Origin of the sequence: Antarctobacter sediminis (assembly GCF_019218285.1) — a bacterium.
Classification (GTDB): Bacteria; Pseudomonadota; Alphaproteobacteria; order Rhodobacterales; family Rhodobacteraceae; genus Antarctobacter; species Antarctobacter sediminis.
The window spans coordinates 62947-75452 of record NZ_JAHUZG010000007.1 but is presented as its reverse complement, the minus strand read 5'-3'; the positions used below and the strand labels follow the sequence as shown (position 1 = coordinate 75452).

The window sequence follows — 12506 nt, the reverse complement described above, 5'->3', positions numbered from 1 at the left end:
CAAAACCGCGTTGCTGTAAACCTTGCTGTCATTCACTGCAAAAATTTCCGTCACGCTACACACGCTACACACAAGCTGCGGTGCGCGGGGCGGGGATGGGAAATGATGGCACTGTCTATGGGAAATCATGGTCCCGGCGGGCAAAACCCTGCCGAACGGGGGTGGCGTCGCAGATTTGAGGGTGATTCGAAGGCCGTTTTCGGGCAGAAAACGCTGGGATCCCCGTGGCGACCCACGGAAACCCATGGGATGTGCGGGATTTCCCGGTCCTGCATGGGAATTTTTTTTCGAATTTGGATCTGTCTATATCTTGTGGGTGCATCTGATTGCTCTGCTAGGTCTGTGCCCGCCTTGGCCCGTTTGTCCCGATTTTGCCTCAATCGGGCCGGTCTGGCTACTGTTTGGCCCAAATGGGGCCATAAAAAACTATTGATTACCATCCAGTACCATGTCATCCATAACTCACACGATGAGAACGGAAGCAAGGGCATCCAAGACCCGGCACCAACTCACAAAAACAATAAGAGCAGGTTTCATACAGGCGTCCGCTCTCATCGTGAAACACAAGGATCCGGCGCGCGGGCGAGCAGACATCCCCCCAGGTGGCGCGCGCAGTCGGAGACACCCGCTTAGCGGGTCAGGCGGCGGGTTGATCAATGGCAGCTGATCAACCCGCCGTATTTCGTTTGAAACGGGGGCAATGAGGGGCCGAGGGCAGTGAGCCGAAGGCTGAGGTTCAGAGGCGAACATCGACTGAAGGTCGATGCAAAGGGTCGGATGTCCATTCCGGCCGACTTTCGCCGTGTCCTCGAAGCCAATGACCCCGCATGGGATCCCGAAAGCAAGGATCACGCGAACCCCGAACTGGTCATGGTCTTTGGCGATGCCCGCAATCCATTCCTTGAATGCTACACGGTCGAGGAAATGGAGAGGATCGAGGCGCGGATCGACCGGATGAAATCCGGTGAACGCAAGAAATACATGATCAAGGTGTATTCGTCCGGGGCGACCACGACCACCGTGGACCATACCGGCCGCATCGTGATCCCGGCCAAGCTGCGTGCGCGCTATGGCATCGGCGCCGAAGCCTATGCGGTGGCCAACCTGAACAAGTTTCAGATCTGGGCGTCCGAGCGTTATGTCCCGACGGACTCGCTGGAAGAGGACGACATGCCCGAAGATCTGCCCGAAGACCTTATGGAATGGCTCGACGAGGCCGAGGAGGAATAAGTGTCCGATCCCGCGGCGCAAAATGGCGGCGCACCTCATGTCCCGGTGCTGTTGCGTCCGCTGTTGAAGGCGGTGACGCCGGTTGATGGCGTCTGGATCGACGGCACCCTTGGCGCGGGCGGGTATACCCGCGGACTGCTGGAGGCCGGGGCCGACAAGGTGATCGGCATCGACCGCGACCCGCTTGCCCATCAGATGGCCCGCGACTGGGGCGCGCCCTACGGTGACCGGCTGGAACTGGTCCGGGGCAACTTTGCCCAGATGGACGAGGCCGCGGACCGCGTCGATGGTGTGGTGCTGGATCTTGGCGTGTCCTCGATGCAGCTGGATCAGGCTGAGCGAGGATTTTCCTTCATGAAGGACGGTCCGCTGGACATGCGGATGGGGCAGGACGGTCCGTCGGCTGCGGATATCGTGAACTCTGTCGACGAGGCAGAGCTTGCCAATATTCTTTATATCTACGGTGAAGAGCGGCAATCGCGCCGCATTGCCCGGGCCATCGTGCAGGACCGTCCCTTTGACCGCACTTTGCCGCTGGCCGAACTGATCGAACGGGTCATCGGGCGGACCAAGCCGGGACAGGCCCATGCCGCCACCCGCAGTTTTCAGGCGCTGCGCATTGCCGTGAACGGGGAATATGACGCGCTGTGGCAGGGTTTGATGGCGGCCGAGCGGGTGCTGAAACCCGGCGGACGGCTGGCGGTCGTGACGTTCCATTCGGTCGAGGACCGGATGGTCAAACGGTTCTTTCAGTTGCATGGCGGCAAGAAAGCGCATGTGAACCGCTACGCGACCGAAACTGCCCTGCCGACCGAACCGTTCGAGGTTCTGACGCGCAAGGCGATCGGGCCGGACGATCAGGAACTCAAGGACAACCCTCGGTCGCGTTCGGCGAAACTGCGGGTGGGGCGCAGGACAGATGTGCCGGCGCGCCCCGTCGAGGCGGCGGAATTGTCGATGCCGCAGGTGACGTCAACCACAAGGAGAAGATGAGATGCGCGGATTTCTGTTCCTGCTCGCGGCTGCGGCCGTCATCAGCTCCGGCTACTGGGCCTATTACGAGAATTACCGAACCAAGGCAGAGCTGGATCACGTGGACGATCTGCGCCGCGAGATCGGTGCCGCGCGGGAACGGATCGCAATCCTGCGCGCGGAATGGGCCTATCTCAACCGTCCTGACCGGTTGCGGGATCTTGCGGAGTTGAACTTTGATCGCCTTGGGCTGTTGCCCTTTACTCCGGATCAATTCGGCCGGATCGATCAGGTCTCTTATCCCCGGTCCGAAATTCTGGACCTGACACAGCCCGTCGACGTGACTTCGGCAGGGGCGACGAACCCATGACCCGCACACCGCTTCGCCCGCTTGCCCGCATCCTCGAAGCCCGCCAGAACGGTGAGAACCCCGACGCAATCGAGCGCGAAAACCGCCGTCTGCGGCACGAGGAAATGCATGACCGCCTGCGCCTGCGGGCCGAGGGGCGGCTATTGGTGCTGGCGATCATGTTCGTCTGTGCCTACGGGGTGATCGGCGCACGTATGGGAATGCTGTCGGCCTCGGAACCCGAAGAGCCGCGGGCGCAAGCCAGCGGGGCTTCGATCATCGCCAGCCGGGCGGACATCGTGGACCGGCAGGGCCGGTTGCTGGCGACGAACATGTCGACCCACAGCCTTTATGCGCATCCTCGGCAGATGGTCGATCCGGTGCGGGCGGCGCAGGAACTGGCGCGGATATTCCCGGATCTGGAGGGTGAGGATCTTGCCCGCCGCTTTACCGATCCCAAGCGCAAGTTCCTCTGGGTCAAGCAGAAACTCAGCCCAGAACAGATGCAGGCGGTGCATGACATCGGAGAACCGGGCCTGTTGTTCGGCCCGCGCGAGATGCGCCTTTACCCCAACGGCCCCATCGCGGCACACGTTTTGGGCGGTGCGCGTTTCGGGCGGCAGGGCGTTGCCTCGGCCGAGGTCGTGGGCACCGCCGGGATCGAGAAATTTCTGGACGACGATCTGCGCGATCCGGCGCGCGAGGGCGCTCCTTTGGCGCTGTCGATCGATCTGTCGGTTCAGGCTGCCACCGAAGAGGTGCTGGACGCTGGTATGAAGCTGCTCAATGCCAAGGGGGCGGCGAGCGTCTTGATGGATGTCTATACCGGGGAGGTGATCGCCATCGCCTCGTTGCCGGATTTCGATCCGAATGACCGTCCGCGACCGCCGATTCAGGGCGAGCAACCTGACGACAGCCCGCTGTTCAACCGGGCGGTGCAGGGGCTGTACGAACTTGGGTCGACCTTCAAGATCCTGACCGTTGCGCAGGCGCTGCAACTTGGGCTGGTGCATCCCGAAACCATGATCGACACCAAGCCGCCCTACGAGGTGCAGGGCTTCAAGGTGGGCGAGTTTCAGGGCAAGAACTATGGCGAATTGACCGTCTCGGACGTGATCGCCCGCAGTTCGAACCGGGGCACTGCCAAGATTGTCATGATGATCGGCCGTGGCCGCCAGCAGGAGTTCTACAAGAACCTTGGCATGTTCGAACCGCCGCAACTGGAACTGGTCGAGGCCAAGGGCGCCAAACCACTTGTTCCGGCGCGCTGGACTGACCTGTCTGCCGTGACGATTTCTTACGGTCACGGAATCTCGGTCTCTCCTCTGCATCTGGCTGCGGCCTATGCGATGATCGGCAACGGTGGTCACGTGGTTGAACCGACCCTGTTGAAACGCGACCGTCCGCGCGTCGGCGACAAGTTGCTGAGCGATGATGTCACCGAGGCGGCGCTGGACATGCTGCGCCGTGTTGTGATCGACAAGAAAGGCACTGCGTCCTTCGCCGAAGTGCCGGGCTATCGGGTCGGCGGCAAGACAGGGACGGCGGAAAAACCCAAAAAGACAGGTGGTTATCACAAGGACAAGGTGATCGCGACCTTCGCGGCCCTGTTCCCCACGGACGCCCCGCGTTACGCGCTGGTGGTTATGCTGGATGAACCTGTTGAAACCTCCGGCAGCAAGCCGCGGCGCACCGCGGGCTGGACGGCTGTACCGGTCGCGGCCGAGATGATCACGCGGATCGCGCCGCTTCTGGGCTTGCCTCCGGAGCATGATAAAGGGCAAGTGAAAACGTCAACGACGGCCTCGGACTGAGGTCGTTTTGCTGCGCTCCTGATCTGCCGGGCGCGCGGGACCAACAAAAGACCTGGGGGCAACCGAGAGATGGCGTCGGAACGCAAGATCCTGTCGAAAAGCCTGTCACAGCTGGGCCTGCGGGCGCGCGGCGGACGGGACGTGGCCGTGACCGGCCTTGCGGTGGACAGCCGTGAGGTGCAGGAGGGTTTCCTGTTCGCAGCCCTGCCGGGCACTCGCGTGCACGGCGGCGAGTTCATTCAATACGCCCTGCGCATGGGGGCCAGCGCAATCCTGACGGATGCGACGGGCGCACAGATCGCGCAGGCCGAGCTTGAACCCTCGGAAGCGGCGCTGGTGATCGCTGAAGATCCGCGGCAGGCGTTGGCCTATACGTCGGCATTGTGGTTCGGTGCCCAGCCGGAAACGGTGGTTGCTGTCACGGGCACCAATGGCAAAACTTCGGTGGCGACCTTCACCCGCCAGATCTGGCAGGAACTGGGGTTGCGCGCGGTCAATATCGGCACCACCGGTGTTGAAGGCGACTGGCAGACGCCGCTAAAGCATACCACTCCGGAACCCATCACCCTGCATCGTGTGCTGTCGGGGGCCGCCGAGTCCGGCGTGACCCATGCCGCGATGGAGGCCTCTTCTCACGGGTTGGCGCAACGGCGTCTGGACGGGGTGACACTGGCCGCGGCGGGGTTCACCAATTTCACCCAGGATCATCTGGATTACCACGAAAGCTTTGACGAGTATTTCGCGGCCAAGGCGGGGCTGTTTGCCCGCGTTCTGCCCGAAGATGGCGTGGCGGTCATCAACATCGACGATCCGCGCGGCGTGGACATGCTGGCCATTGCGCGCGCCCGCGGACAGGAAGTCATCACCGTGGGCCGCGAGGCGGCGGACCTTTGCCTGGAGGCGCAGCGCTTTGACGCCACGGGGCAGGAAATCCGCCTGAGTTTCGAGGGTGTGATCCGGCAGGAACGGCTGGGCCTGATTGGCGGGTTTCAGGCGGAAAACATCCTTGTTGCGGCAGGCCTCGTTATTGCCTGCGGTGGCGATCCGGCGGATGTCTTCGACGTTTTGCCGCTGTTGGGGACGGTACGTGGCCGCATGCAACTTGCCGCGACGCGGGACAACGGCGCGGCGGTCTTTGTCGATTATGCTCATACGCCTGATGCCGTGGCGACCGCCTGTCAGGCGTTGCGCCCGCATGTGATGGGGCGGCTGGTGGCAATCGTGGGGGCCGGCGGTGACCGGGACAAGGGCAAGCGTCCTTTGATGGGCATGGCGGCAACCGAACATGCCGACAGTGTCATCGTAACCGATGACAACCCCCGCACCGAAGACCCGGCCCGGATTAGGGCCGAGGTGCTGGCCGGAGCGCCCGGCGCGCTGGAGGTGGCCGACCGGGCCGAGGCGATCCTGCGCGGCGTCGATGGCCTTGGGCCGGGCGATGCGCTGCTGATCTGCGGCAAGGGGCATGAGACCGGCCAGATCGTCGGCGATACGGTCTATCCCTTCGACGATGTGGAGCAGGCAAGCGTGGCCGTGGCCGCGCTGGACGGGAGGGGGCTATGAGCGACGCGCTCTGGACCGCGACCGAGGCGGTTGCCGCCACGGGCGGCGAAACGCCGTGCGACTGGGCCGTGCACGGTGTGTCGATCGACACGCGCACGCTGGCACCGGGTGATCTCTTTGTTGCGCTGACTGCGGCGCGCGACGGGCATGATTTCGTGCAGCAGGCGCTGGACAAGGGCGCAGGTGCGGCACTGGTCAGCCGGGTGCCGGATGGCGTGTCGCCTGACGCGCCCCTATTGATCGTCGATAACGTTCAGTCCGGGCTGGAGGCGCTGGGTCGTGCGGCGCGTGCCCGGACACGGGCGCAGGTGGTTGCCGTGACCGGTTCGGTCGGCAAGACCTCGACCAAAGAGATGTTGCGCGCGATGCTGGCGGTGCATGGCACCGTGCACGCCGCCGAGAAAAGTTATAACAATCATTGGGGTGTGCCGCTGACACTGGCACGGATGCCGCGCGACGTGGATTTCGCCGTGATCGAGATCGGTATGAACCACCCCGGCGAGATTGCCCCTTTGGCGCGCATGGCGCGGCCGCATGTTGCCATGGTCACAACCGTTGCCCCCGCACATCTGGCTGCCTTCGAGAACATCGAAGGCATTGCCCGGGAAAAAGCCTCGATCTTTGATGGGCTGGAGCCTTATGGCACCGCAATCTACAACGGCGACCTGCCGGTCAGCGGCATCCTGCGCGAAAAGGCCGAAGAGGGCCGCCGCTGGGCGGTTAGCTTTGGCGAGAAAGCCTCGGACCAGTATCGCATCTACCGCGTGTCCGTTCAGGATGCCTGCACGGTGGCTATTGCCCGCTCGGGGATCGAGTCGCGCCTGTTCAAGGTCATGGCCCCGGGGCGGCATTTCGCAGTAAACGCCATGGGCGTTCTGGCCGTGGGCGAGGCGCTGGGTTTGGATCCGGCGCTGACCGTCATGGGGCTTGGTCAATGGCATCCCGGGGCCGGGCGCGGTCAGCGTGAACGGATCATGCTGGATCCGGTCGATACGCGGATCAGCGTCGAGCTGATTGACGACGCCTATAACGCGAACCCGGCCTCGCTTGCCGCCTCGCTCGAGGTGCTGGCCGCGGCGCAGCCCCGCCATGGCGTGGGCCGCGTGGCCAAGGGCCGACGCATTGCCTATCTTGGCGACATGAAGGAACTGGGCGCCAGTGAGGTGGATCTACACCGCGCTGTGGCCAACAGCCCCTCAATGGACCAGATCGACATGGTGCATTGTATCGGCCCTTTGATGCAGCATCTGTGGCGTGAATTGCCTGCCGACAAACGGGGGCATTGGACTGAAACCAGCGACAAGATGGCCGAACGTGTGGCCCGCGATCTGGACGCGGGCGATGTGGTTCTGGCCAAGGGGTCGCTGTCCATGGGCGTGGGGCGCGTGGTTGACGCCATTCGGAAATTGCGCCAAGCGACACCGGACTTGGACGGATAAGGGAACTGGGAACATGCTTTTCTGGCTGACAGAGTTCAGCGATGGCGGCGACGCCTTCAACCTTTTCCGCTACATCACCTTCCGTGCCGGGGGCGCGTTCTTGACCGCGCTGATCTTTGGCTTTCTCTTTGGCCGTCCGCTGATCAACGTCCTGCGCAAACGTCAGGGCAAGGGGCAGCCAATCCGCGATGACGGCCCCGAGGGGCACTTCGTCAAGGCAGGCACGCCGACGATGGGCGGACTGCTGATCATCGGGGCATTGATCACGTCGACTCTGCTATGGGCGCGGCTGGACAACCCCTTTGTCTGGATGGTGCTGTTTGTCACCATGTCCTATGCGGCCATCGGGTTTGCCGATGACTATGCCAAGGTCAGCAAGCAGAATACCGCAGGACTGTCCGGCAAGGTGCGGCTATTGCTGGGGTTCATCATCGCGGGGATCGCCGGTTTCTGGGCATCGCACTACCATCCCGATGCACTCAGCTATCGGGTGGCTTTCCCGATCTTCAAGGATACGCTTCTGTATCTCGGCTTTTTCTTCATTCCCTTCGCGATGATCGTGATCGTCGGCGCGGCCAATGCCGTCAACCTGACCGACGGTCTTGACGGGCTGGCCATCATGCCGGTCATGATCGCGGCCTCGACCCTGGGCGTGATCGCCTATGCGGTGGGCCGGGTCGATTTCACCGAATATCTTGACGTCCACTATGTACCGGGCACGGGCGAAATCCTTGTCTTTGCGGCTGGGGTTGTTGGCGGGGGGCTTGGCTTTCTGTGGTACAACGCGCCGCCCGCTGCGGTTTTCATGGGCGATACCGGATCGCTGGCACTGGGCGGGGCGCTGGGGGCCATCGCGGTGGCGACCAAGCACGAGATCGTTCTTGCCATCGTCGGCGGGTTGTTCGTGGTCGAGGCGCTGTCCGTCATCATTCAGGTGCTTTACTTCAAGCGCACGGGCAAGCGTGTCTTCCTGATGGCACCGATCCATCACCACTATGAGAAAAAAGGCTGGGCCGAGCCGACCATCGTGATCCGGTTCTGGATCATCTCGCTGATCCTCGCGATCATCGGGCTGGCCACGCTGAAGGTGCGCTAAGGCGCGGATCTGGCAGGCGCCGACGGTTGCGCCGCGAGTCTTGAGAACAGGAGAGGGGCGATGATCCCAGTGCGCGGGTTTGACGGGGCCGTTGTCGCGGTTCTGGGGCTTGGCCGGTCCGGCCTGTCGGCAGCGCGTGCGCTGCGCGAGGGTGGGGCGCGCGTCGTTGTCTGGGACGATACCGTGGCCGCCCGCGAACGGGCCGAGGCCGAAGGTTTCGAGGCGCGGCGTCTGGATCGGGTCGAAAGCTTTGATGATGTGGCCTGTCTTGTGACTTCGCCGGGTATCCCGCATCTCTACCCTCAGCCAAATGCTGTCATTGCCGCGGCCTTGCAGGCCGGCGTGCCGGTGGACAACGACATCGGCCTGTTCTTTCGCAGCCTCGGCGAGGGCTGGGCCAGCTTCGACCAACCGCCCAAGGTGGTGGCGGTCACCGGGTCCAACGGCAAATCCACCACTTCGGCCCTGATCCATCACGTGCTGCACAGCGCGGGCCGTGACAGCCAACTGGCGGGCAATATCGGGCGCGGGGTGCTGGACATCGACCCGCCCGAGGACGGCGGCGTTGTGGTGCTGGAACTGTCCAGCTACCAGACCGACCTTGCACGCAGCCTTACGCCGGATGTGGCTGTCTTTACAAATTTTTCCGCCGATCACCTTGATCGCCATGCCGGGCTTGGCGGCTATTTCGCGGCCAAGCGCCGCCTCTTTGCCGAAGGAGGACCGGACCGGGCCGTGATCGGCGTCGATGAGGTCGAGGGTCAGTATCTTGCCGGCCAGTTGTCCGAGGGCCGGGCGGATGATCGCGTGATCCGTGTGTCCAGCAGTGTCAAACTGACCGGGCCGGGGTGGTATGTCTATGCGCGCAAGGGCTTTTTGTCGGAATGGCGCAAGGGGCGGCAGGTTGGCTCGATCGACCTGCGCGAGATTACGGGCCTGCCCGGGGCGCATAATCATCAGAACGCCTGCGCCGCCTATGCCGCCTGCCGCAGCCTTGGGCTTGGCCCGCGCGAGATCGAGGCCGGGATGCGCAGTTTTGCCGGGCTTCCACATCGCAGCCAACGGGTGGGCGAACGGGACGGGGTGGTTTTCATCAACGACTCCAAGGCGACAAACGTCGACTCTGCGCTGAAGGCGCTACAAGCCTTTCCCAAGGTGCGCTGGGTCTGCGGTGGCTTGATGAAAGAAGGCGGACTTGCGCCATTGATCCCCGGGCTGTCGCATGTGGTCAAGGCCTATGTGATCGGCCGCGAACCTGAAAGCTTTGCCTTGCAACTGCCTGATGTCGATGCGGAAATCTGCGGTGACATGGCAACGGCCGTTGCCCGCGCCACGGCGGATGCTGAACCGGGCGAGGTGGTGTTGTTGGCCCCGGCAGCGGCAAGCTTTGACCAGTACGACAATTTTGAAAAACGCGGGGCGCATTTCATTGATTGCGTCGAGGCGGAATTGGCCAAGTCCTGAAGGCGGTTACGCGGCGATGCTGCGGCCCGCTGCCATGGCCGAGGACCACGCCCACTGGAAATTGTAGCCGCCCAGCCAGCCGGTGACATCGACGGCCTCGCCGATGACATAAAGGCCGGGCAGATGCCGGGACATCAGGGTTTTGGAATCCAGCCCCGATGTGCAAACCCCGCCCAGCGTGACTTCGGCGGTCCGATAGCCTTCGGATCCCGCAGGCTTTAGCCGCCAGTCGGTCAGGGTGGCTTCGAGGTCGGCGATCCGCGAGTCCGACAGATCGGCGAGATTGCCTTTCAGATCGATTTCCCGCCCCAGAAAATCGACCAGCCGGGCAGGCAGATGCGCAGAGAGCTCCGTGGTCAGGGCGCGGCGGCCTTCGGTGCGGCGCTTGCCGCGGAGCATTTCCCCGAAGCCCCCCGTCGGAAGCAGGTTGACCGAAATCTCTTCGCCCTCGTGCCAGTAGCTGGAGATTTGCAGGATGGCCGGTCCCGACAGCCCGCGGTGCGTGAACAGCAACGCCTCTTCAAAGCGGGCCTCTGCATTGGACACAACGCTGGGGGTCGCCACGCCCGAAATCCCGGCAAAGCGGTCCCCAAAGGTCAGGGGCACCAAAGCAGGGCGGGTCTCGGTGATCTTGTGGCCGAACTGGGCGGCGATCTCATATGCCAGCCCCGTGGCCCCCATCTTGGGGATGGACTTGCCGCCCGTTGCAAGGATCAGGTTGTCAGAGGTTATGTCGATCGGTCGACCGTCTTTTTCGACCGTGGTGACGAAACGTCCTTCGGCGTGGCGGACCGATGAAATCCGGGTTTCCAGCCAAAGTTCGGCCCCGGCCTTGCGCATCTCGTCCAGCAGCATATCGACGATCTGCGTCGATTTCCCGTCGCAGAACAACTGGCCCAGCGTCTTTTCGTGCCAAGCGATGCCGTGCCGGGATACGAGATCCAAGAAATCCCACTGGGTGTAGCGCGCCAAGGCGGATTTCACGAAATGCGGGTTGCCCGAGAGAAATGCATTGGGCGCACAGTACATATTGGTGAAATTGCAGCGCCCGCCGCCCGAGATGCGGATCTTTTCCCCGGCTTTCTTCGCATGGTCCACGACCAGCACGGAGGGACCGGCATTGGCGGCGGCCATCAGGCCGGCGGCACCGGCGCCAAGGATCAGGGTCGTGACATGCATGGCCTGCGCAATAGGGGCAACGGCACGGATTCGCCAGAGGTCACTGCCGCCCGCGTGGCGGCCCGGGCACACCGGTCCCGCATCGCCCCGGAATCCTTTGGCTTGCGCCCGGGAAATGCGATAGACTGGTCAACAGACCCGGAAAACCGGGCGAGTTGAGGCAGTCGGGCGGTGCTCAGATGACAGAGATGGTTTTCGGAACGGTGCCCGTTAAGGGCGGCGAACCGGTGTTGCCGAAGTGGTGGCGGACAGTGGACAAGTGGAGCTTGTCCTGCATTTTCATGCTGTTCGGGGTTGGCCTTTTGCTGGGCCTCGCGGCCTCACCGCCGCTGGCCGAACGGATTGGTTTGCCGCCGTTCTATTATGTCCAGAAACAGGCTTTCTTTGGCGGTCTGGCCATGGTGGTCATGGTGCTGGTTTCGATGATGGGGCCGGTCACGGTGCGCCGCTTTGCGGTGCTGGGCTTTCTGGTGGCCTTTGTCGCGCTGGCGCTGTTGCCGGTCTTGGGCACGGATTTCGGCAAGGGGGCAGTGCGCTGGTACAGCCTTGGCTTTGCCTCGCTGCAACCGTCCGAGTTTCTCAAGCCGCTGTTTGTGATTGTATCGGCATGGTTGATGGCGGCGGCGCAGGATCTGGGCGGCCCGCCGGGGCGCGCCTATTCCTTTGCGCTGATGGTCAGCATCGTGCTGATGCTGGCCTTTCAGCCGGACTTTGGTCAGGCGGCGCTGATCCTCTTTGGCTGGGGTGTCATGTGGTTCGTCGGCGGCGCGCCGATGTTGCTGCTGGTGGGTCTGGCCGGGCTGGTCGTCATGGCGGGCACAGTGGCCTACAACTACTCGGAGCACTTCCAGCGCCGTTTTGACGGCTTCCTGAATCCCGAAGTCGATCCGACCTCGCAATTGGGCTACGCCGAGAATGCGATCCGCGAAGGCGGTTTCTTTGGTGTCGGCGTGGGCGAGGGGCAGGTCAAGTGGAGCCTTCCGGACGCTCATACCGATTTCATCATTGCCGTCGCAGCCGAGGAATACGGGCTTGTTCTGGTCCTTGCGATCCTCACGCTTTACGCGGCGATCGTGATGCGCAGCCTGATCCGGCTGATGCGCGAACGCGATCCTTTCATCCGGCTGGCGGGCACCGGGCTGGCCGCCATGTTTGGCGTGCAGGCCATGATCAACATGGGCGTTGCGGTGCGTCTGCTTCCCGCCAAGGGAATGACCTTGCCCTTTGTCAGCTACGGGGGGTCGTCGCTGATCGCCGGGGGCATTGCCGTCGGCATGTTGCTGGCCTTTACCCGGACGCGCCCACAGGGTGAAATCCGCGACATCCTGCGTGGACGCGCGCGGTGAACGCCATTTATGGGCAGGAACCCGCCTGTCTTCCCCTTGTCATGGACGCCTGCG

The 12506-nt window shown here is 63.2% G+C and carries 10 protein-coding genes; 9 read left to right on the top strand and 1 reads right to left on the bottom strand.

The annotated features are described in order from the left end of the window. The first annotated feature begins 717 nt into the window (after window positions 1–717). From KJP30_RS22735 to murD, 8 genes are all read left to right on the top strand, one after another. Window positions 718–1230 (top strand): MraZ-related protein, encoded by a 513-nt coding sequence (locus tag KJP30_RS22735; RefSeq protein WP_224874488.1) that lies wholly within the window; start codon window positions 718–720, stop codon window positions 1228–1230. After that, window positions 1231–2223 (top strand): 16S rRNA (cytosine(1402)-N(4))-methyltransferase RsmH, encoded by a 993-nt coding sequence (gene rsmH / locus KJP30_RS22730; protein WP_218451829.1) that lies wholly within the window; start codon window positions 1231–1233, stop codon window positions 2221–2223. A gap of 1 nt (window position 2224) precedes the next feature. Then, entirely contained in the window at window positions 2225–2572 is a 348-nt protein-coding gene (ftsL, locus tag KJP30_RS22725) for a cell division protein FtsL (protein WP_218451828.1), read from the top strand. Then, window positions 2569–4365 carry a peptidoglycan D,D-transpeptidase FtsI family protein gene (locus tag KJP30_RS22720; RefSeq protein ID WP_218451827.1) on the top strand — a complete coding sequence of 599 codons (1797 nt, stop codon included), beginning with the start codon at window positions 2569–2571 and terminating at the stop codon, window positions 4363–4365. The genes ftsL and KJP30_RS22720 overlap by 4 nt, the downstream gene beginning before the upstream one ends. Window positions 4366–4434: 69 nt before the next feature. Continuing rightward, a complete protein-coding gene (locus KJP30_RS22715) occupies window positions 4435–5928 on the top strand; it encodes a UDP-N-acetylmuramoyl-L-alanyl-D-glutamate--2,6-diaminopimelate ligase (RefSeq protein ID WP_218451826.1) in 1494 nt (497 codons plus the stop codon). Beyond that, the gene (locus tag KJP30_RS22710; RefSeq protein WP_218451825.1) at window positions 5925–7367 is read left to right on the top strand and encodes a UDP-N-acetylmuramoyl-tripeptide--D-alanyl-D-alanine ligase; all 1443 of its coding nucleotides are present in this window, start codon (window positions 5925–5927) and stop codon (window positions 7365–7367) included. Before KJP30_RS22715 ends, KJP30_RS22710 begins: the two co-directional genes overlap by 4 nt. Window positions 7368–7380: 13 nt before the next feature. Continuing rightward, the gene (gene mraY / locus KJP30_RS22705; RefSeq protein WP_218451824.1) at window positions 7381–8463 is read left to right on the top strand and encodes a phospho-N-acetylmuramoyl-pentapeptide-transferase; all 1083 of its coding nucleotides are present in this window, start codon (window positions 7381–7383) and stop codon (window positions 8461–8463) included. 60 nt (window positions 8464–8523) lie between these two features. Further along, window positions 8524–9927 (top strand): UDP-N-acetylmuramoyl-L-alanine--D-glutamate ligase, encoded by a 1404-nt coding sequence (gene murD, locus KJP30_RS22700; protein WP_218451823.1) that lies wholly within the window; start codon window positions 8524–8526, stop codon window positions 9925–9927. A 6-nt stretch (window positions 9928–9933) separates the two neighbouring features. Here murD and KJP30_RS22695 read toward each other — a convergent pair whose 3' ends face one another. Continuing rightward, the gene (locus KJP30_RS22695) at window positions 9934–11106 is read right to left on the bottom strand and encodes a BaiN/RdsA family NAD(P)/FAD-dependent oxidoreductase (protein ID WP_218451822.1); all 1173 of its coding nucleotides are present in this window, start codon (window positions 11104–11106) and stop codon (window positions 9934–9936) included. A gap of 179 nt (window positions 11107–11285) precedes the next feature. Between KJP30_RS22695 and KJP30_RS22690 the strand changes: the two genes are divergently transcribed. Then, window positions 11286–12452, top strand: coding sequence for a peptidoglycan glycosyltransferase FtsW (locus KJP30_RS22690; RefSeq protein WP_218451821.1), 1167 nt, complete (start codon window positions 11286–11288; stop codon window positions 12450–12452). The last annotated feature ends 54 nt before the right edge of the window (window positions 12453–12506 follow it).

Bases quoted from the DNA above. Each gene is read 5' to 3' on its own strand.
- ftsL (WP_218451828.1), top strand. From the start codon at position 2,225: ATGCGCGGATTTCTGTTCCTGCTCGCGGCTGCGGCCGTCATCAGCTCC.
- KJP30_RS22720 (WP_218451827.1), top strand. From the start codon at position 2,569: ATGACCCGCACACCGCTTCGCCCGCTTGCCCGCATCCTCGAAGCCCGC.
- KJP30_RS22690 (WP_218451821.1), top strand. From the start codon at position 11,286: ATGACAGAGATGGTTTTCGGAACGGTGCCCGTTAAGGGCGGCGAACCG.
- murD (WP_218451823.1), top strand. From the start codon at position 8,524: ATGATCCCAGTGCGCGGGTTTGACGGGGCCGTTGTCGCGGTTCTGGGG.
- KJP30_RS22695 (WP_218451822.1), bottom strand. From the start codon at position 11,106: ATGCATGTCACGACCCTGATCCTTGGCGCCGGTGCCGCCGGCCTGATG.
- KJP30_RS22715 (WP_218451826.1), top strand. From the start codon at position 4,435: ATGGCGTCGGAACGCAAGATCCTGTCGAAAAGCCTGTCACAGCTGGGC.
- KJP30_RS22710 (WP_218451825.1), top strand. From the start codon at position 5,925: ATGAGCGACGCGCTCTGGACCGCGACCGAGGCGGTTGCCGCCACGGGC.
- mraY (WP_218451824.1), top strand. From the start codon at position 7,381: ATGCTTTTCTGGCTGACAGAGTTCAGCGATGGCGGCGACGCCTTCAAC.